At 43.4% G+C, this 22,131-nt stretch carries 9 protein-coding genes and 7 pseudogenes; 10 read left to right on the top strand and 6 right to left on the bottom strand.

Translation table 11 applies throughout. From position 1 onward, the window contains the following. Positions 1–216: 216 nt before the first annotated feature. Both ppk1 and mtgA read right to left on the bottom strand, forming a co-directional pair. Positions 217–2,415, bottom strand: a pseudogene (gene ppk1, locus TT11_RS06975) (polyphosphate kinase 1). A 218-nt stretch (positions 2,416–2,633) separates the two neighbouring features. Next, positions 2,634–3,293 (bottom strand): monofunctional biosynthetic peptidoglycan transglycosylase, encoded by a 660-nt coding sequence (gene mtgA, locus TT11_RS06970; RefSeq protein ID WP_261869760.1) that lies wholly within the window; start codon positions 3,291–3,293, stop codon positions 2,634–2,636. 298 nt (positions 3,294–3,591) lie between these two features. Between mtgA and TT11_RS06965 the strand changes: the two genes are divergently transcribed. From TT11_RS06965 to TT11_RS06945, 5 genes and pseudogenes are all read left to right on the top strand, one after another. Continuing rightward, the gene (locus TT11_RS06965; RefSeq protein WP_261869758.1) at positions 3,592–3,906 is read left to right on the top strand and encodes a glutaredoxin family protein; all 315 of its coding nucleotides are present in this window, start codon (positions 3,592–3,594) and stop codon (positions 3,904–3,906) included. 470 nt (positions 3,907–4,376) lie between these two features. Next, a pseudogene (locus TT11_RS06960) lies at positions 4,377–6,150 on the top strand (L-lactate permease). 91 nt (positions 6,151–6,241) lie between these two features. After that, positions 6,242–7,428: pseudogene (locus tag TT11_RS06955) on the top strand (L-lactate dehydrogenase). A 106-nt stretch (positions 7,429–7,534) separates the two neighbouring features. Beyond that, positions 7,535–8,538 (top strand): annotated as a pseudogene (locus tag TT11_RS06950) (rhomboid family intramembrane serine protease). A 217-nt stretch (positions 8,539–8,755) separates the two neighbouring features. Continuing rightward, positions 8,756–9,568 carry a MipA/OmpV family protein gene (locus tag TT11_RS06945; RefSeq protein WP_261869755.1) on the top strand — a complete coding sequence of 271 codons (813 nt, stop codon included), beginning with the start codon at positions 8,756–8,758 and terminating at the stop codon, positions 9,566–9,568. A 112-nt stretch (positions 9,569–9,680) separates the two neighbouring features. Here the strand turns inward: TT11_RS06945 and TT11_RS06940 are convergent, their stop codons facing one another. Both TT11_RS06940 and fumC read right to left on the bottom strand, forming a co-directional pair. Beyond that, complete coding sequence (locus tag TT11_RS06940) at positions 9,681–10,112, bottom strand: peroxiredoxin (protein ID WP_261869753.1); 432 nt, start codon at positions 10,110–10,112, stop codon at positions 9,681–9,683. Between the two features lie 407 nt (positions 10,113–10,519). After that, positions 10,520–11,924 (bottom strand): annotated as a pseudogene (gene fumC / locus TT11_RS06935) (class II fumarate hydratase). A gap of 226 nt (positions 11,925–12,150) precedes the next feature. Here fumC and TT11_RS06930 point away from each other — a divergent pair. The 3 genes from TT11_RS06930 (at position 12,151) to TT11_RS06915 (ending at position 13,635) form a co-directional block, all read left to right on the top strand. Then, positions 12,151–12,708 (top strand): 5-formyltetrahydrofolate cyclo-ligase, encoded by a 558-nt coding sequence (locus TT11_RS06930; protein WP_261869751.1) that lies wholly within the window; start codon positions 12,151–12,153, stop codon positions 12,706–12,708. Between the two features lie 106 nt (positions 12,709–12,814). Further along, positions 12,815–13,063, top strand: coding sequence for a hypothetical protein (locus TT11_RS06920; RefSeq protein ID WP_261869749.1), 249 nt, complete (start codon positions 12,815–12,817; stop codon positions 13,061–13,063). A gap of 155 nt (positions 13,064–13,218) precedes the next feature. Further along, entirely contained in the window at positions 13,219–13,635 is a 417-nt protein-coding gene (locus TT11_RS06915; RefSeq protein WP_261869747.1) for a hypothetical protein, read from the top strand. Positions 13,636–13,753: 118 nt separating this feature from the next. On the opposite strand, the gene TT11_RS06910 is transcribed toward TT11_RS06915, so the two are convergent. Beyond that, positions 13,754–15,115 carry a Na+/H+ antiporter family protein gene (locus TT11_RS06910; protein WP_261869745.1) on the bottom strand — a complete coding sequence of 454 codons (1,362 nt, stop codon included), beginning with the start codon at positions 15,113–15,115 and terminating at the stop codon, positions 13,754–13,756. A gap of 631 nt (positions 15,116–15,746) precedes the next feature. On the opposite strand from TT11_RS06910, the pseudogene lon reads away from it, so the two are divergent. Together lon and TT11_RS06900 are read left to right on the top strand one after the other, a co-directional pair. Continuing rightward, positions 15,747–18,153 (top strand): annotated as a pseudogene (lon, locus tag TT11_RS06905) (endopeptidase La). Positions 18,154–18,513: 360 nt separating this feature from the next. After that, positions 18,514–19,071, top strand: coding sequence for a superoxide dismutase family protein (locus TT11_RS06900; RefSeq protein ID WP_179797811.1), 558 nt, complete (start codon positions 18,514–18,516; stop codon positions 19,069–19,071). 225 nt (positions 19,072–19,296) lie between these two features. Here the strand turns inward: TT11_RS06900 and topA are convergent. Next, positions 19,297–21,967 (bottom strand): annotated as a pseudogene (gene topA / locus TT11_RS06895) (type I DNA topoisomerase). Positions 21,968–22,131 lie beyond the last annotated feature (164 nt).

Raw genomic sequence — 22,131 nt, 5'->3', positions numbered from 1 at the left:
TCTCAAGTAGCGTCGGAATTGATATTAATTATAGGTATGACCTTGGGTAATGCACCAGTGTACTGCCGTATCAATATGTGAATAATTGTGAGGTTGCAAGTCAGTTTGTAACTTTTGCAATTGGTGAGCACAAAAAAACCAAGCACCAGTATTTACCAGTGCTTGGTTAGATAGACAATCGAATAGCTGATTATCGCCTAAAGGTATCTTTGCAAATTAGCTAGACTCTTCGACACGATTAATCGTTTTTAATAAATGCTCTTGTGCGACGTGTGGCTCCTCACCTGCTGCTGGCTGTGACTGCTGCCAAACGCCAGTGCCATCAAGTGTCCACGCTTGCGTATTATCCTGTAAGTAGTTAATTAAGCCATCTTGATAAATCTGCTTAAACAGTTTCTTGTTCTCAATCGGGAACGCCACTTCTACGCGATGGAATAGGTTACGATCCATCCAGTCTGCACTACCGCAGTATAAACGCTCATCGCCATTATTATAGAAATAATAAACGCGCGTATGCTCCAAAAACCGACCGATAACAGAACGTACTGTAATATTTTCAGAGAGTCCTTTTACTTGCGGACGTAAACAACACATCGACCGCAGAATTAATTCAATCTTAACGCCTGCCTGCGAGGCATCATATAATTTATCAATGAGGCGGCGCTCAGTGAGCGCATTGGCTTTTATAATGATATGAGAACGTTTACCCGCTTTGGCATGAGCGATTTCATCATCGATAAAGCTCATCAATTTCTCATGCAAAGTAAACGGTGCATGTAATAGTTTTTTGAGGTTGGCAGGCTTACCCATGCCAGTTAGCTCTTGGAATATTTTGTGAACGTCTTCTGAGATATCAGGGTCGGCGCTAAACAGACCATAATCAGTATAGACCTTAGCATTGGCCGCGTGATAGTTACCGGTGCCCAGATGCACATAACGGCGGATTCGGTCTTCCTCGCGGCGTACGATTAGCATGAGCTTGGCATGGGTCTTGTAACCGACGATACCGTAGACCACGACCGCGCCTGCTTCTTGTAGATAGTTAGCAACTGCGATATTAGACGCTTCATCAAAACGCGCACGCAGTTCAATAACAGCCGTGACTTCTTTGCCATTACGAGCGGCGGCAGCAAGTGCTTTGACGATTTCTGAATTGGTGCCTGAACGATATAAAGTTTGTTTAATTGCCAATACTTTGGGATCGCTGGCCGCTTGCCAAAGTAAATTAATAATCGGAGAAAAGGCATGAAAAGATGATGAACCAACACATCGCTTTTACGCATGGCAGCGAACATACTGGTCGATTTATCTGACTTATCCATTTCTCGGCGGAATGCCTTTGGCACGACATGAGTAAATGCTGGTAGCGTAGTGCAGGAATATTAAAGTCAAACAGTAAACGCGTTAGGTTGACTGGGCCATTGACACGGTATAGCTGATTGTCATGCAGCTCAAACTCATTGAGCAGATACTCACTGATATGCGTTGGGCAATCGGTTGTGACTTCAAGGCGCACCTTATCACCAAAGCGGCGGTTTTCAAGCTCGCCTTCTAGTGCTTTGGCAATATCTTCGACATCATCAGCCAAATCTAAATCAGCATTACGTGTCAGCCTAAATTGATGACAGCCTGTCACACTCATTCCAGGGAATAGCTCACCGATATGCTCATGAATGATAGCGGATAGCATCACATGATGCTCTTTGCCACCAGTTAGCTCATCTGGCAGGCGAATCACACGCGGTAGACTGCGCGGCGCAGGCACAATCGCCAAGTTGATATCGCGTCCAAACGCATCTTTGCCTTCCAAGGTAGCGATAAAGTTTAAACTTTTATTTACAAGACGCGGGAATGGATGCGCCGGATCAATGCTAATCGGTGTCAATACGGGTACGACTTGCTCCGTAAAATAACGCTTCATCCATGCAGATTGCTCAGCGTTTAGCTCATCACGTTTTAAGTAGCGAATATCCTCAAGGGCAAGCGCTGGCAGGATATCCTCATTGAGAATACGGTACTGTTCGCTGATTGCAGCATGAGTGATAATAGATATCTCGTTTAACACTTCGCTAGGACGCATGCCATGAGCACTGGTAGATACATCACCGATGTTGAGCTTTTGCATGATACCAGCGACACGAATCTCAAAAAAACTCATCAAGATTAGATGAAAAAAATAATCAAGAAAAATAAGCGTTCAAGCAATGGATGACGCGAACTAGATGCTTGCGCTAATACCCGCAGATGAAACTGTAGTAAAGACAAATCACGATTGATATAACTACTCGGTGAATAGCTGCCATCTGCTGAGCGTTGCCATTCGATTTCGGCCAAGTCGTTCTGGCTATTATCTATATTGATGTCTTTATTAATATTATCATTAGCGCCATCTTCAACATTATTAACGTCAATCATTTTGTTAACATCACCACTGCCCTGATTACTAGTCATCTCTACCACGTCACTACTCCTTTTGCGTTATCGATACGCCATCATCTTTTATCGTTCTGTCTTTTTTTAGGGCATGTCCTAGTTTTATTCGAAATAGCCGATCCTACAACATCCGATCCTATAATCTAACCTAGCCCTAATGATTTATATTTATGAAGCTGCTTGCGGTAATACCGCATTTTTCATGCGTTTTTTTTGATAATACGTTGCTTGTTACGTAAACGCTTATCGCCTTGATTGTCTTCGTAGTACTTTGGATTGGTAAGCATCGCAATCAGAAGGGCTGACTCATCTCGGTTTAGATTGGCCGCAGACTTATCGAAATAGTGATGCGCTGCTGCATCAATACCATAGATACCATTACCAAACTCCGCCACATTTAGGTAAGCGGTCATAATGCGCTGTTTGTCCCATAGCGTCTCAATCATCACAGTAATGACAGCCTCTTCCGCTTTACGGACATAGGAGCGATGTGAGGTGAGGAACAAGTTCTTTGCCAATTGCTGAGTAATCGTTGAGCCACCAGCAGACATTTTGCCTGTCTCTTCATTTTTCTTTTGCGCCGCTTTGATACCTTTAAAGTCAAAACCACTGTGCTGACTAAACGTCGAGTCTTCACTCACAATCGCTGCTTGCTTGGCAGATTTGGCAATCGCATCATATTCAGCCCATGTCTGAGTGACTGTGCCGCCCGTTAGGCGATGCGTCAACATAAACATGCTGTTATTAATTGGCTGTGTTTTCCAAATTAATAGTAGCCCAACGACCAATATATGGAATGCGACAACCAATAGCATAATTGCCAATAACAGACGTTTGATAAATGTGCCAAAACTTGCCATGCGCGATATCCGAGTGGTTAAAAAAAGTAATAAGATAAGGTAGATACTCTATTAATAACTATGAGACATCAACTAAGAATCGATGATTATAAACGGGCCATTTATAGCCAATCATTAACTGCTGAGCATTCGTCATTAATAATGATCAATAGCAGGTCATCTTACCTAATCTCACAATCGCTGTCATTATTTACCCCACTTCTTTATGATGTAATGACCGTTAAAGTATTTTATGTTTTAAATAAGCGCGTGCTGAGCATCAGCGCTTTGCAATCAGTATGAAGATAAGAGACTACCCATGCACGATGATAATATAGAAGTATTACGAGCGCGTGTTATTGCAGCAAATCCAAGCCTAAACACTGCTGAAAATAACAATCAATGGTGGCTACTGGGCACCTCGGGCTGCCATTTATGTGACATCGCTGAGCAAATAATCACTCAGTTTCAGGCGGTACAACCGATTAGCTACCAAAATGTCGATATTGCAGACTTTGATGAGGCGCTGATGATGGAATTTGCCACCACTATTCCTGTAATTTTGACGCCATCCAAACGATTAAACTATCCGTTTTCGGTGATGGATTTACAGCAACTGTTAGCTCACAACTAACGGCACTTTGTTTTGATGTTATAGAGCTTTTAAATTTCTTATATTAGAATATCTACCGCTAATTTTAGCTAGTATGGTATTTCAATATTTGCTAGACTACTTTTATATTCTGTTTGGTAAATTGATTATACTAATGCTAATGATTTACTGATCAATAATCTCAACTCTCTAACCTTGCACTCTGTTCAATCATATACATACAATTCTCAGCGAAAGCACCTAAGAGCAACTTTTAGGGCGTGTTTAACACGCCTTAATAAATATAGTTAGCTGAATGTAAAACTGTTATGGATTTAAACGCGCTACTGGTATAAATTTTACTTGCGTGCTGCGTTCCCAGAGGCTGCGCAAAATCCATCCCAGTAGCGCTATGACATTTTTAGAGTGTATCGACTATAGTAATAACTTAGTATGACTTTAAAACCAGTAAAAAAATAAGCTGGTATACACAACAATAAGGACTGTTAATTATGTACACTTTCTTAGCCTTAGCGCCAATTCTCGTTGTATTCATACTACTCATAGTTATGCGCCTGCCAGCTAAGATATCTATGAGTATTGCCTATTTGGTGACAGCTCTGCTAGCCTTTTTCATTTGGCACGCTAGTGGTGCTCAGGTAGCGGCTGCTACTGTTAATGGGATTATTGTGGCACTTACTATTTTATTCATTGTATTCGCAGCTATTTTACTGCTGAATACGCTGAAAGAAAGCGGCGCTCTTGTCGCCATACGTAAGGGCTTTATGGATATTTCACCTGATAGGCGCGTCCAAGCGATCATTGTGGCATGGTTGTTCTGCTCTTTAGTAGAAGGTTCATCAGGATTCGGAACACCATCTGCAGTGGGTGCTCCGCTGTTGTTGGCTTTAGGCTTTCCAGCGATGGCATCGGTCATGGTTATTCTTATCATTCAATCTACACCCGTATCATTCGGTGCAGTTGGTACGCCTCTACTACTTGGCGTTTGGTCTGGTATTACTGATAAACAAGATTTAGCACAGTCCATTGCCCCTACTACTGCCGAAAATTATTTATTACAGATTACAGCTAACGTAGGCCTTGTACATGCGCTTATTGGGTTTTTGATACCTTTAATTTTAAGTGCTTTTTTTGACAAGGTTCTTTGGTGAAAAACGCTCCTTCATAGAAGGGCTTAAAGTATGGCCATTTGCCATTTTTGCAGGTCTTTGCTTTACTATTCCTTATTTTTTGGTTGCTAAATTTCTAGGGCCTGAGTTCCCTTCACTCATTGGCGGTTTCATTGGGTTGTTAATTGTACTTCCCGCTGCTAAGCGTGGTTTTTTGATGCCTAAAGATACTTTTGATTTTGCCCCTCGCGCAAAATGGGACAAAGACTGGCTGGGTACTTTAGACGAGGTAAAATATGATGATTCAGCAACCCCAAAGTTCTCTTTAATTCGTGCATTTTCGCCCTATTTCATTGTGATTGCCTTATTGGTCATAACTCGAGTGATTGCACCACTCAAAGCTTTTCTGGTAGGGGATTTAACAACCATTAGCCTTACTAATCTTTTTGGTACAACAATCTCTAGTAAGATACAGCTCGCCTATTCTCCTGGTAGCATTCTAATTATTACTTCTTTATTATGTATTTTACTGTTCAAAATGAATAGCCAAGCGGTAAAGCGCAGTTGGAGTAACTCGGCAAAGACCATGGTTGCTGCCGCACCAGCTTTGCTATTCTCGGTGCCTATGGTACAAGTATTCATTAATTCAGGCTCAGCCGCTGAAGTCGCTACTGCGCTACCGGCTATGCCAATATTACTGGCTGAAAGTGCTGCCGATGCTTTTCAAAATGCGTGGCCGCTAGTGTCTCCATGGATTGGGGCAATGGGTGCTTTCATCGCCGGTTCAAATACTATTAGCAATATGATGTTTTCATATTTTCAATGGTCAACAGCCAATCAGATCGGACTCAATAGCGACCTTGCAGCACAAGTAATAGCCTTGCAAGCTGTGGGTGGTGCGGCTGGTAACATGATTTCGGTGCATAATGTGGTAGCTGCTTGCGCAGTAGTCGGCTTGGTGGATAAAGAAGGCTATGTGATTCGCAAAACACTGCTAGCGATGATTTATTATGTCGTGCAAGCAGGTTTGATCGGTATGGCTATCATCTTCGGTCAAATATGGTGGTGGGCTTTAGCCGTTCTCTGGCCCATAACATTCTTTGGACTGATGTCTTTTTGTGGCAAATTTTCCCGTAGAAAACTGAATGGACGATAATCAGGCAAGCTGACGCTATTAAACTAGATCTAGTAGCGTTAGGTTAAGGTTGCCTTCTAGTTAAAACATAACAGCAATAAGAGATAAACCTATGAAAGACTTAACTAAAATCACCGAAATCGAAGATCTGCGCCGCGTTGCTGAGCGTAAAGTGCCGCGTATGTTCTATGACTATGTCGATTCAGGCTCGTGGACTGAGACCACCTATCGTAATAACGAGACTGACTTTGACCGTATCAAGCTGCGCCAGCGCGTATTGGTCGATATGGATAACCGCAGTCTGGCAACGAGTATGATCGGTGAGCCAGTCAAGATGCCTGTAGCCATCGCCCCAACGGGTTTTACCGGCATGATGTGGCAGATGGTGAGATACATGCCGCACGCGCCGCTGAAAAATTCGGCGTGCCCTTTTCACTATCGACCATGAGTATCTGCTCTATCGAAGACGTCGCTGAAAATACCAGTGCGCCGTTTTGGTTTCAGCTTTATGTCATGCGTGATCAGGACTTTATGGCCAATTTGATTCGCCGTGCCAAAGCAGCAAACTGTTCTGCGTTGATTTTGACTGCGGACTTACAGGTGCTGGGACAACGTCATAAAGACATCAAAAACGGTCTATCCGCACCGCCAAAACCCACATTGGCTAATATTTTAAATTTAATGACCAAGCCAGAATGGTGTCTTAATATGCTCGGCACCAAGCGCCGCACGTTTGGTAATATCGTCGGTCATGCACAAAATGTTGAGGATCTGTCATCACTCTCTGCTTGGACGGCAGAGCAATTCGATCCGCGTCTGAGCTGGGACGATGTGGCGCGTATCAAAGACATGTGGGGCGGTAAACTTATCATAAAAGGTATCATGGAGCCTGAAGATGCTATTATGGCGGCTCGCAGTGGCGCGGATGCCCTAGTCGTCTCAAACCATGGCGGTCGTCAATTGGATGGCGCGTTATCTTCTATCTCTGCCCTCGCAGACATCGTACAGGCAGTACAAGCCGAAAACAGCGATATCGAGGTATGGCTAGACAGTGGCGTTCGCTCTGGTCAAGATGTACTAAAGGCTATCGCATTGGGCGCAAAAGGCACGATGATCGGTCGCGCTTTTCTCTACGGATTGGGAGCGTATGGTGAAGACGGGGTGCGCCGCGCGCTTGAGATTATCTATAAAGAGTGTGATATATCTATGGCATTCTGTGGTCATACCGATATCAATACTGTCACGGATAATATCTTGGTAAAAGGCACGTATGAAAACCTCAAAGTGGGTCGTTTTTAGAGCGGCTGATTGTAGAACAATCAACGTTTAAAACCGGCTACACATAACATAATTTGCTCATACCCTTTATACTGTCTCTATAACTTTTTGATGACAGTTAGCCTTTATGACCATTCAACAATTATTAAAAACAGCGCCCGTCACTACCCTGCTATTAGCCAGCTTTATCGGGCTATTTGTCATGCAGCTAGTCACGGGCGTCGATGCCAATAACCCGTCAACTGAAGCGTTAGTTAAATGGGGTGCCAACGCCTTACCCTTAACGATGATGGATGACCCATGGCGCTTGGCCAGTAGTGCGTTTTTGCACATTGGTCTCATGCATCTACTATTTAATGGCTTTGCATGTATTTCTTTGGGCAGATTGCCGAGCCGCTGTTTGGCTCAGCCAAGTTTTTGGCATTGTTTTTGTTGGCAGCCATCGGTGGCAACTTGCTCAATAACTATGTCACATGGCAAAGTATATTGGATGGTACAGGACAGCCTGGACTATCAGCTGGCGCGTCAGGCGGTATCATGGGTATTGGCGCGGCATTATTAATCGCTGCACTGTTTAAAATATCGGTCAATGGCATGGTGCTTAACCTCAAAAGCCTGATATTTATTATGGGCATCAACCTCGTCTATGGGTTTGCCGTACCGGGTATTGATAATGCTGGTCATATCGGTGGCGCAATCACAGGACTAGTGATTGCGTTGGCTTTTGCCATTGGCTACCGTCAGCGTCTAGCCGTTGCTATACAGAATGCAGCGATTCAGCAGCAGCGCACGTTTAACCCTTATCAAACCAACTACTCATACAGTACTCAAGACAACTCATCATATAACAGTCAGTATAGTGGCCAATATCGTGCACAATACGATAATCAAAGCTCGTATGATGCCACTTCTATCGACCAATCGCCTCATATTGATGCCAATTCAACCGAGCAAGATGCTGCGTTTGCCAACAATGAAACGAATACAGCAGATATATATGCCGATAGCATTACTGCTAACAACTCACCGTTAAACAATGGCACTGTTCATAATAGTATTGAACCCAAAGCACTTAAAAAAACCTTCCATTATCTGGCAACTATTACCATGGCTTGCGATGTTACTTATTAGCATTGGTTTTGTCTGGTGGTGGCAAGATATTCATCAGCAATTACTGCAAGTACTAAAAGCCATTGAGTAAATGCTCATACTTATCTATCATTGCTATATAGACTCCAAAAACAGCATACTGACCTATATTACTGATTCGTTTTATTGTTTGTCCTTTTGAACATGTTTTGCTTAACCGCACCACTCAGTTATTTATACTCACTTACGAGATCCAATTATGTTAAAACTTGCAGCGCTACCTAATATCTCTACACGTACTATGTTTAGCGCGTTCACCGCTACTGCACTATTTAGTGTGGCTAGCATGTCTAACGCCGCACTTTTTAATGACAACTTGCCGACTGACAAAGATGCTGAGCTCAGCGTTGGGGTCAATGTCATGGCAGTCAAATCAGCCTATGATCTCGAAGACAGTACTGAAGTGCGCGTGCTACCAGGTGCATTTTATGACAACAATAAAGTCTATGTACGCGGTGCGCAAGCTGGTGCGTATCTGATCAATGATGGTGTCAATCAGTTATCTGCTTATGCCAAGCTTGCGGGTTCTGAGTTTGAGCCTGATGATGCCAATGGCGCACTGCAAGGTTTGGATGAGCGTAAATCATCAGCAGAAGCAGGTCTAAGCTATCAGCGTCGTACGGCTATTGGCGGCATCCGCGCGCAGATAGGTGCTGATGTATTAGATCGTAGTGGCGGCAACACGGCTCGCTTGACCTACCTTTCTAGAATCACTAAAGGCAAGCTAACGGTCTATCCAAGTATTGGCTTTGAATATCATGATGCTGACTACAACGAGTACTACTATGGTGTCAGTGAAAAAGAGTCCGCTAAAACAGGCGTTGACGCTTATAAATCTAACTCTAGCTTGAACCCATATATCAATATCAGTGCCAACTATGACTTTAATGAGCGCTGGGCAGGATTTGCCAATCAAAGCGTGAGCTATGTACCCAATGAGCAGTACGATAGTCCAATGGTCGACTCACGTACTGAAGCAGCGACGACACTTGGTTTGCTTTATAAGTTTTAATTGAGCCTAAATTGTCATAAAAAAGACCTTGTCATATAACGTGACAAGGTCTTTTTATTCAATAAATTTATAGATTTGCGGGTTACCACCCACACTACAAACTCAATGGAATCTAAGCGTTACTTTTTAAATACGCTAACATAGTGTCCGCATCTGATACTTCAAATGGGTCTATTGGACAGTTGTCGCCAAAGTCAGCTTCCTTAAACACTTTCTTAACTTCTTTATTATCGACAACCATCGAATAACGCCATGAGCGCATACCAAAGCCAACATTGCTTTTGTCAACAAGCATGCCCATTTTGCGCGTAAACTCACCATTACCATCAGGAAGTAAGAAAACGTTTTCACGGTTTTGCTTTAGACCCCATTGGTACATGACGAACGCATCATTGACAGAAATACAAACTACTTCATCTACGCCCAATGCCTTAAACTCATTATAAAGCTCTTCATAACGAGGGAGATGGCTGTTTGAACAAGTTGGTGTAAAGGCACCTGGTAGAGAAAACACAACCACTTTTTTTATTGGCAAATAACTCATCTGTGGTTAGATCATACCATGTGAACGGGTTGTCTCCGCCAATAGAGTCATCACGAACACGAGTTTTAAAAGTCATATCAGGAACATGGGTAATCATTATTTACTCCGATTTAGGTTATTGTCTTTTTTTCTAAAATCCTGCAGGTATATGATAATAGTTATACTGGTCCATAAGCAATCTTTGAGATTATGTCCCCTAGATAAAATATAGCGCTAACTTGAAAAATATAGACAAAAAAACCTTGCCACATTCTCTTATAACTCTTATAAGAAGTGACAAGGTCTTTTTATTTCTAAATTCTCAGTGGAATAAATATGATGCTGCTACCAGAAAGACGAGTGCAAACTGTACTTATCGTACGTTAAGCAAGTCTGACGCCGTAGCAGGTCATTATTTGGTCTACTGCTTACTTAGGATGTACCATATCAGCAGGAATTACCCACTCATCAAACTGCGCTTCAGTTAGTAGCTCTAGCTCAACCGCAACTTGCTTCAAAGTTTTGTTTTCTTTATAAGCAGTCTTAGCGATTTTCGCAGCATTTTCATAACCAACATGACGGTTCAATGACGTGACTAGCATCAATGAGTTGTGCAAGAAGTCATCAATTTTCTCTTTTACTGGCTCGATACCAACGGCACAGTTCTCGTTGAAGCTGTTGCAAGCATCGCCAAGCAGCTTGATAGACTGTAACAAGTTAAAGGCGATAACTGGCTTATACACGTTTAGCTCAAAGTTACCTGATGCGCCAGCCATGCTGATAGTTGTGTCGTTACCCATAACCTGAGCGACAACCATAGTCATTGCTTCTGACTGCGTTGGGTTTACTTTGCCTGGCATGATAGAAGAGCCTGGCTCGTTTTCAGGAATCGTCAACTCGCCCAGACCACAACGAGGGCCAGATGCCAACCAACGTACGTCATTAGCGATTTTGTTTAAGCTAGCTGCTAGCGTTTTTAGTGCGCCTGAGGCAAATACTTCTGCATCACGAGCGGCTAGTGCTTCAAATTTGTTTGGTGATGTAACGAATGGCAAGCCAGTCAAAGTTGATAGTTGCTCAGCTGATTTTACTGCATAGTCAGGATGGGCATTTAGACCAGTACCAACTGCAGTGCCGCCTAGTGGCAATTCATATAGACCTTGTAGTGCATTGTCGATACGAGTCAATGAATGGTCAAGTTGGCTCACATAGCCGCTGAACTCTTGGCCTAGGGTCAAAGGCGTAGCGTCTTGTAAATGCGTACGGCCGATTTTTACGATGCTATCAAATTCTTTGGCTTTTGCCGCTAGCGTATCGCGTAGTGCTGTTACCGCTGGAATCAATAAGCTGTTGATCTGACGAGCAGCAGCCACACGAATCGCCGTTGGGAAGCTGTCGTTGGTAGACTGTGCGTGGTTCACATGGTCATTTGGGTGAATTGGCGTGTAGCTGCCACGCTCAGAACCAGCGATTTCGTTGGCACGGTTGGCCAATACTTCGTTCATGTTCATGTTTGACTGCGTACCAGAACCTGTCTGCCATACGACCAATGGGAACTGATCGACCAGACCACCGTTGATGACTTCGTCAGCGGCTTGTACGATGAGATCACGCTTGTCGCCTTCGATACGCTCTAGGCTTGCATTGGTAATCGCAGCAGCTTTTTTTGACCAGTGCCATCGCTTCAATCATTGGACGCGGCAATGTTTCGCCACCGATTTTGAAGTTTTCGCGGCTACGCTGAGTTTGCGCACCCCAATAAGCATCAGCTGGGACTTCTACGTTGCCCATGGTGTCTTTTTCGGTACGAGTTGCCTGATTCTGTGTCGACATAACTACCCTCTTTACTGGTTTGTTGTTAAATAACTGAACGATAAAAAGTGCAACAGCTGCTGCACATAAACGGAAATACGATGTAAAGTGGCGTTATGATAGCATGACTAAGGCGTGTTGAATATTCACAAATAGCCTTGAGCGATGCCTAAAAACGAATGTCTAAAAACGCCTGTCTAAAAACGCCTGTCACCACCAATCTGATACTTCATTGGATAAGATACCTATGCACTCTAAAACTATGCCCACTGAGCCAAAAACTTTTAACTCACAAGAGCCCACACTAAGTAACCCGCCTAGACGACACTTTACTCGCCAACGCCGTCAGTTGAGCGATGGAGAACGTAGACAACTTGCTCAGTCTGCAAGCTTACATTTGACCAAACTACAGCAGCGATTGCCTACACATGCACGCATTGGGCTTTATTATGATGGCTTTGGTGAGCTACCTACTCAGCTAATATTAGACTGGTGTCAACGCTTAGGCTATTTACCTTATTTACCAATTGTTGGTTCTCTTGGTCGTACTAGCAATGGCAATGATGATAAACGCCTGCGCTTCGTACCTGTTTATCATTCAAAATTGATTAATATCCCCACTTGCATTCATCAATTAGGCATGAAACAGAACCACAGTCGCGCCCTGCTCTGGGCGTCAGAACTAGACGTGATTATTTGTCCGTTAGTCGCGGTCGATGAACATGGCAACCGAATGGGCATGGGTGGCGGGTTCTATGATACGACGCTTGGGAAAAGTTATCGCTCAGGGCTTCAAGGCCGTTAAAGATAGGCTGGTGCTATGATTTTCAAGTGGTTGAACAATTAGCGCGTCAACCGTGGGATGTGCCACTAGATGGCTTAATTACGCCAAGCGGCATAAGGTGGTTTTGATGAAAGATGATGAACAATTTGAAAAAGACTCTAGCGCTGCTGATTCCATTGCAGACAGTGTGGATGAGTATTTGCAGACATTAGGCAATGAGGACGCTAGAGAGCAACGCTACTACAGTCAAGAGCAACCGTTTAGCGCTGAAGAAATGACACAGCTCGTCAATGAAGAACGCTTAAATGAGCTGCTTGCGCAAAGTGATGCATTTTTGAGTAGTTTGAATAGTGAGATTGGGGATTTTGATGAATAACATCTATAAATGATAGAGCACAATTTGAATAAACGCGGTTATATGTTAGTTTGATTTGATCGACGTTTTCTTTTTATTGCCAAACTATTGTTTCTATATAACCTATAAACTATACTTATCGCAAATAATTATCATTACAGTATAGGTCGTTGATCGTGGACAAAGTAAAAAAAGAGTTTATGTCGCCCGCTTCGCTACAAGTTTGTTTTTATTTGTTCGTGCTATTACTACTGGCCACGCCTGCGGCTTATATTTATGATTACGACGGCTTTGATTTTGCTGAACTAAGAACCTTTTTGCTAGCGCTTGCAGCATTTTATACCTTCGCGCTTAGCACTCACATTGAAATGCGTCATATAAAGTCCTCTAGCAGCACATCTTTTCTACATTTTTTGATCCCTATATCTCAATGCTTTTCTTTGATTCTACTATCTTTGTTTGGGTTGGCCACTATTGAATACATCAACGGTGATTTGAGGCTAGATCGTGTTTATGACCCATTCATTACACTGTTTTTCGTATACCTGTTGCGCAAAAATATAGAAAGTATAAAGCAAGATATCGGTACTTAAGATAACCGTCTAATTTAATTATTCTAACAATCCTATAACTAATGCAAAAAAAGACGCTTACCGATAAGCGTCTTTTTTGTTAGATACTTGGATTGAGTTAAAGGGCTGACCAAATCACTTATAACACCATCGCTGCAATCCAACCAAATGCGAGTAGCGGAATGTTGTAGTGTAAGAAAGTCGGTATCACACTATCTTTGATATGGTCATGCTGTCCATCAATGTTTAGACCAGAGGTTGGCCCCAATGTCGAGTCTGACGCAGGCGAACCGGCATCCCCAAGCGCGCCAGCCGTACCGATAATCGCCACAGTAGCCAATGGCGAAAATCCTAAAGAGATACACAGCGGCACATAAATCGCAGCCAAAATAGGAATGGTCGAAAATGAAGAACCAATGCCCATGGTCACAATCAAACCAATCAATAGCATGATAAATGCGGCCATTGCTTTGTTACCAGCGAACAGCGATGCTGCCCCATCGACCAATGGCTGAATCTGCTCAGTCGCTTTCATTACTTCAGCAAAGCCCTGCGCGGTAATCATAATAAAGCCAATCATCGCCATCAACTTAATGCCGTCATTAAAGACGCTATCAGCATCACGCCACTTCACCACGCCAGTGGCCATAAACACACCGAAGCCAAACATCGAGCCAAGTAGTAGCGAATCAGTATATAGCTGCACCACAAAAGCAGTCACGATAGCAGCCAGTGCAACCAGCGTCTTTAGCTTACTTTGCGACTGTGCACCAGCGGCAGTTTTGCTTAATGCATCACCTTCTACTACTGCATCATGCGCTTGCTGATCTATCGCAATCTGCTGATATGCGCGTGGCTTACGGTAGCTGATAAATACGGCAACCAGTAAACCAATTAGCATACCCAACGCAGGAATCGCCATGGCTTGCACCACAGAAATATTAGCAACATCAATGCCCGCTTCACCCACGTTTTTTAGCATAATCTGATTGAGGTAGATATCACCAAAGCCATAAGGAATAAACATATAGGTGGTGACCAGTCCAAACGTAATCAGACAAGCAATCAGGCGTCTATCAATCTGCATGCGATTAAATGCTAACAATAGTGGCGGTACAAGCAGTGGAATAAAGGCAATATGAATGGGGATTAAGTTTTGGCTAAAGCAGCTCATGGTGATAAGACCTGCAAACAGCATATATTTAATCATGCCACTCGTACCCGCAGCATCAATACGTTTGATGACCGCACCTGCCAATGACTGCGGCAAACCTGAATGAGCAATCGCTACCGCAAACGCCCCAAGCAGTGCATATGACAGCGCAATCTCTGCGCCATTACGGATGCCTTCTTGAAAAGCATTGAGCGTATCAGTAATACCAAGCCCTGCCAGCAGTCCACCTGCCAGCGCGCCGATTAATAAACTGAGCACCACGTGCACTCGCGAAAGTGACAGTCCTAGCATGATAATAACTGCTAGCAATACTGCATTGATGGCCATGTGTTGCCCCTTGTTCTTTATACTTTAGTCTTAATGAGACCTATGAATATTGAAACTAATGAATATCGCCCTGTTGTCTAAAACGTCTCAATATGAGAGCCTGTTTTAGACGCGCGCCAGTTTACCTTATTTTGGGTATAAAGCCTACGCATAGAACCAATTAGCCATCAATACAGACAGCCAAATGCTACCTATACATTCAAACCCTCTTCTCTAATTTCTGACTGTCTTTATCATTTATAGACCAGTCATACTCCTGTCGACACAGTATTGATAACATTAATAGCATTGCTTACTGGGCGCTCAAACAACTATTTAACAAAGATAAGCAGACGACTTCACCATTCAGCCTTGCAATTTTTTTTCGTGAGCACCATTTATCTAAACATGAACACGAACTTGACTTACAAGTCTGGGGAACGAGGAAAAACATATGAGTGAACATAATATTGATAAAGACAACATCGACATCGATGTATCATCTGCCCTAAACACTGACACGACGTCTGATGCAAATACCAACACTGACGCTAACATCAGTGCCGATGCGAATAATGAGACAGAAAGCTCATCTACGGATGCGTCAAATGCCTCATCCAACGCTGCCAAAGACAATGAAGATGAAAGCTATCTGCCACTGTTAGCATTACGCGACGTCGTCGTCTATCCACATATGCAGATTGCATTGTTTGTGGGACGCGCGCCATCGGTGAAAGCGGTTGAGTTGGCACAGGCTGAGTATGGCAACAAAGTACTGGTAGTCGCGCAAAAAGACTCACTGACCGAAGATATTGATCAAGATAACTTGTATCAGTACGGTACGGTGTGTCGCATCGTTAGCACCATGCCACACGATAGCGATGAGAACTGCATTAAAGTATTGATCGAAGGTCAATACCGCGCTCGTGTCGATAATATAGAAGGCCATGACGATTTATTAATGGCGAGATTTGAACGTGCCGACCTTGATGTCAGCATGGATGAGAGTCAACAGAAAAACACCATTCAAGCATTAACCACATTATTCGAAAGCTATGCAGATGCGCGACTTCGCAATGCACGTGAGCTGACTCGTGTGGCCAAACGTATTGACGACTTGCTTGAGTTGGTTTATTTCATCTCAACTCGTGTGTCGATGGACCTTGATATCAAACAGTCTTTCTTAGAAGAAGACGATATCAAAACGCATATCAATACTTTGACTGAATATCTAGTCAAGCAAAGTGCTGAGCAAAATATCGAACAAGATATCCAAGATGCTGTTCGTCAGCAAATGGAAGACAATCAGCGTGAATACTTCTTAAATGAAAAGATGAAAGCCATTAAAAACGAGCTGTCAGATATGAATGACGGCGCGTTCGATGGTGAAGATGATGTGGCTGAGCTAGAGCAGCGTTTAGAAGATGCTGACCTACCAGAAGATGTGCGCAAAAAAGCGGAGCAAGAGTTCAAAAAGCTCAAAATGATGCCGCCTGCATCAAGCGAATCGTCAGTGGTACGCAACTATATTGAATGGATTTTGGACACGCCGTGGAATGCGACGACCAAAGTATCTATCAATTTAGATAAAGCTAAGACGGTATTAGACGAAGACCATTACGGTCTACAAGATGTAAAAGACCGTATCTTAGAATATCTCGCCGTGCAATCACGCGTGAAGAAACTTCGTGGCCCGATTCTATGTCTCGTCGGTCCTCCAGGTGTCGGTAAAACCTCGTTGGGTGAATCTATCGCCCGTGCCACGGGTCGCAAGTTTGTACGTATGGCGCTTGGCGGCGTACGTGATGAAGCCGAGATTCGTGGTCATCGCCGTACTTATATCGGTGCAATGCCAGGTAAAATCGTTCAGTCACTTGCAAAAGTAGAAGTCAAAAACCCACTATTCTTATTGGATGAAATCGATAAGATGGCGCAAGACTTCCGCGGTGATCCAGCGTCAGCATTGCTTGAAGTATTGGATCCATCACAGAACGATACGTTTAACGACCATTATTTAGACATGGACTTAGACTTGTCGCAAGTGATGTTCATCTGTACTGCCAACAGTATGGATATTCCACCTGCACTGCTTGACCGTATGGAAGTCATTCGCCTGCCGGGTTATACCGAAGAAGAAAAAGTTAATATCGCACAGAAATACCTAGTGCCAAAAGCGATTAAGCAAAACGGTCTTAAAGAAGGTGAAATTGAGATTGTTGAAGCAGCATTGCACAGCATTGTGCGTAGCTATACGCGTGAAGCAGGTGTGCGTAACCTTGAGCGTGAAGTGAACAAGATCTGCCGTAAAGTGGTTCGCGGTTCGGTTGAAACTCATGGTGCTCGCGCTCCGAAAAAAAGCAGAACGTCAGCTAGTGACCGTCGATGACAAAAATATCGATGACTATCTAGGTGTACATCAGTATGACTACGGTCTGGCTGAAGAAGAGCCTGAAATTGGTCGTATTACTGGTCTTGCATGGACTCAGGTCGGCGGTGAGCTATTGACCATCGAAGCGGTCGGTATGAAAGGTAAAGGCGAGCTTAGCTTTACCGGTTCACTAGGCGATGTAATGAAAGAGTCGATTCGCGCGGCTATGAGTGTGGTTCGTGCTCGCGGTGATAGCTTAGGTATCGACTACGAAACGTTTAAAACAACAGACGTCCATGTGCATATGCCAGAAGGCGCCACGCCAAAAGACGGCCCATCTGCTGGTGGTGCACTGACGACAGCGCTAGTCTCTGCGTTGACAGGTATTGCTATTCGTCCAGATATTGCGATGACAGGTGAGATTACCTTACGCGGTAAAATTCTACGTATCGGCGGTCTCAAAGAGAAGTTGCTTGCGGCACATCGCGGTGGTATCAAGCATGTCTTGATCCCAGCGACTAATGAGCGAGATTTGGCTGATATTCCTGATAACGTGAAAGAAGGCTTAACCATTCAGCCAGTCGCGACGATTGAAGAAATCTTAAAGGTTGCTTTGGTCAGTATGCCAACACCAATCAAACCTGCAAAAGTGACCGTTGATAAAACCTCTGGTAAAGCACTACACAATTAATTGATTATTCGTTAGCCAATTCTTAAAAAAATAAGAGCTGCTCATCACAATGATGGGCGGCTTTTTTATGCCTGTTTATTATTTATCTACTTGCAATTCATAGCCTTCTTAGTAAGTTTCCCACGCATTTAAAGCCATTTAATTTCAGAAATTATTTACCTTAGTTCGTTTTTCAAACCCATACGTTACTTACATTTATTAACTGATTGTTGCGCATTTGATGAATAACTATAGAGTTAGCTTGGCTATACTGACTCCGATGTTAACGAATATTGACACCGATTTTATAGAACGATAACGATAGATATTCGTGGCTTTCATAAAGATTAAAAATAACAACTCAAACAATTGGAGATAATAATGAATAAGACATTACTTGCAAGTACCCTATTATGCGGTTCAGCGTTAGCAATGACTGGTTGCCAGACCGTAGAGAGTCAAATGCAAACGGGTAATCCTTTAGCACAGCCGACGCTAAAATCAACCATACAAACAGTAGATGGTGAGAAGAAAGAAGTTGGTCAAGTTTTCTTACGTCCAGTCGATGGCGGCGTCCAAGTTTACGGTAAACTTACTAACCTACAGCCAGGTAGAACTGTCTCATTACATATCCACGAAACAGGCAGCTGTGACGTTATGGGTAAAGCAGCAGGCGGTCACTTCAACCCAGACAACAAGCCACACTCTAATCCAGATGATATGAATGGTCATGCTGGTGACTTGCCAAACTTAACTGCTAATGAAGATGGTGTTGCTACTATCAATTATGTGAATAAGAAAATCGCGGCAACTGAAGCAGGTAAATACAGCGTAAATCGTTTGGCCTTTATCGTACATGCTGGCGTTGACGACTATACCAGTCAGCCTTCAGGTAATGCAGGCGATCGTATTGGTTGTGGTATCATTGTAAAAAACTAATACTGTCCAAATCTATTAATTTAGGTTAATTCTATAAATATAGAAATAGCTTAGAAGAAATATTACAAGCATAAAAAACCCTCTTAAATTATAAGAGGGTTTTTTTATTGGAAGTAACTATTAGGTTTGTTGAAGCCAATACAAGAAAGACAAATGTAAATTGTACCTATAGTACATTAAATGAGTCTGACGCTATAAAAGCACTATATTAGTTTTAACTAATAGTTACTCCTCTACCCATTCACCATTACGCCAGTAAACACCCCAACGTGTGGCCTTGCCGTTTTTCTCAGAGCCGATATACTGCTCTTTTTTCTTACGTGACCAGCGCAAGATGGTTGGGTTACCTTCAGGATCTTCATCTGGTCCTGCAAACAGATACTGGAACTTGTCCTCCATCTTGTCTTTAATTTCTCGTAGCTCAGCCAGCTTTGGCGGACGTGTCTCACGCACTTTCGGGAACTTAGACGCTGCTAAGAACATCCCAGCCGCCCCTTCACGCAAAATGAAATAATCATCATGCTTGGTCGACTTTAGCTCTGGCAGATGGATTGGATCCATACGAGGCGGCGCTGCTTCACCAGTTTTTAGTACCTTGCGCGTATTATCACAGTTTTGACAAGCAAAATACGGACCAAAGCGTCCTGTTTTAAGCTCCATCTGCCCATCGCACTTATTACAGTCAATAGTTGGTGCATCTGAGCCAGGAACTTCAAACTTGCCTTCTTCTAGGATATAACCATCGCAATCAGGGTTGTTACCGCAAATGTGTAGTTTGAGGCCACCATCCACGATGTAACCATTCATCGCCGTACCACATTTCGGGCAGCGTTTTTTTCTCCATCAGATCTTTAACTTCTGCCGCTTCGTCATCACCTTCCGCATCATCTAGATTAGCGAATGCTTCAACTGGCATTAGATTTTTGGTGCCTTTACAACGTTCTTTCGGCGGTAGATTGTAGCCAGTACAACCTAAGAATACACCTGTTGAGCCTGTGCGCAGCTGCATCGGACGATCGCAAATATCACAATGAACATCTGGCACGTCAGTTGGATCGTTTGGACGCATGCCGTCTTTTTCTTTGGCACGCTCTAGAGTGGTTTTAAACTCACCATAGAAATTATCAAGCACATCTTTCCAGTCTTGCTCACCTTCTGCCACATGATCGAGCTTGTCCTCTAACGCAGCAGTAAAGGTATAATCCATTAAATCTGGGAAGCTAGCTGTCAATCTATCAGTGACGATATCGCCCATTTTTTCGGCAAATAAACGCTTGTTCTCTAACTTCACATAACCACGATCTTGAATGGTTGAGATAATTGAGGCATACGTCGATGGACGACCGATACCTTTTTTCTCAAGCTCTTTTACTAGACTGGCTTCAGTATAGCGAGGCGCAGGCTTAGTGAAGTGCTGACTTGGATCTAGCTTATCTAGGTTTAGCTTATCGCCTTTTTTTGACATCAGGCAGTAAGGTATCGTCAGTCTTAGCTGGTGGCATCACTCTCGTGTAACCATCAAATACCATGGTACGACCGCGGGCCTTTAGCTCGATATCGTCTGCGCCTACAAACAGGTTCACTGACAGATATTTGGCAGGTAACATCTGACACGCCACAAATTGACGCCAGATTAGCTCGTATAGACGTATCGCATCACGCTCAACACCTTTGAGCTGCGTTGACTTCATATTGACATTAGAAGGACGAATCGCTTCATGCGCCTCTTGTGCGCCTTGCTTGTTACCATAGAATTTTGGTTTTTCTGGTACGTATTTTGCGCCATAACTGTCTTCGATATGACCACGGACAGCTGCAAGTGCATCGCCTGATAAGAATGTCGAATCGGTACGCATATAAGTAATATGACCGGCTTCGTATAGACGCTGCGCTAAAATCATGGTTTTCTTAACAGAGAATCCTAAGCGCGTGCTAGCAGCCTGCTGCAAGGTCGAAGTAATAAACGGTGCGCTTGGACGTGATTGCGTTGGTTTCTCTTCACGCTCTTTGACGATAAAGTCGCTTGCTTTGAGCACCTCTAAAACTTTATCGGTCTGCTCTTTATTACCAAGCTTTAAGGTTTTGCCACCTTGTTTTGTCGCCTCTAAGCGGATACCGATTTGCTCAGCGTCTGAGGTTTTTTTGGCTTTACCATTAGCAATGTGCGTGTCCGCATGAATTTGCCAGTATTCTTCTGGAATGAACGCGCGAATTTCATGCTCACGTTCGACGACCAAGCGCATAGCGACTGACTGTACACGGCCTGCCGACAGTCCGCGAGCAATCTTTTGCCATAATAGTGGCGATACCATAAAGCCGACTACACGGTCCAAGAATCGACGGGCTTGCTGCGCGTTCACACGGTCAATATCTAATTTTGAAGGCTGTTTAAACGCACTTTGAATAGCTGACTTGGTAATCTCGTTAAAGACCACACGTTGATACTTGCTATCAGGGCCACCGATGACTTCTTTTAGATGCCAAGCAATCGCTTCCCCTTCTCTATCCATATCCGTTGCTAGATAGATTTTATCAGCGTTTTTGGCGAGTGCTTTAAGCTCTTTGATGACTTTGGTTTTGTTTGGTAGTACTTCATAGACTGCTGCCCAGTCATGCTCTGGATCTACACCCATGCGGCGTACCAGTGCTTGCTGCGCTTTTTCTTCTTTGGTCAGACTGTCATCTTTTTTTAGCAGTTGTTGCTTTTTTTTGCGCTTTTGCTCGCACTGACGGGCAAATCACGGACGTGACCGATACTTGAGCGTACGATAAAGTCATCACCAAGGTATTTATTAATCGTTTTTGCCTTGGCTGGTGATTCTACAATCACCAAAGACTTACCCTTTGGGCTGTCAGCAGCTGGTGCTGGACTTTTTTTGGTTGTGGTTTTTGCCATGTTTGACGACACCATAATATAAGTAAATTAAAAGTAAGGTTAAATTCAGCAGCACGGCAATTTATGGAAGCGGATACTCATGGTTTGACCATGGTTCAACTATTTATAGTAATAATCGCTGCTGATAAAAAAGGTTATAAAACAAATAATAACCATAAAATAAA

The organism is Psychrobacter sp. JCM 18901 (assembly GCF_000586435.1).
Taxonomy (GTDB): Bacteria; Pseudomonadota; Gammaproteobacteria; order Pseudomonadales; family Moraxellaceae; genus Psychrobacter.
The sequence above is the reverse complement of the archived record's forward strand: the minus strand, read 5'-3'. Positions and strand labels throughout refer to the sequence as shown.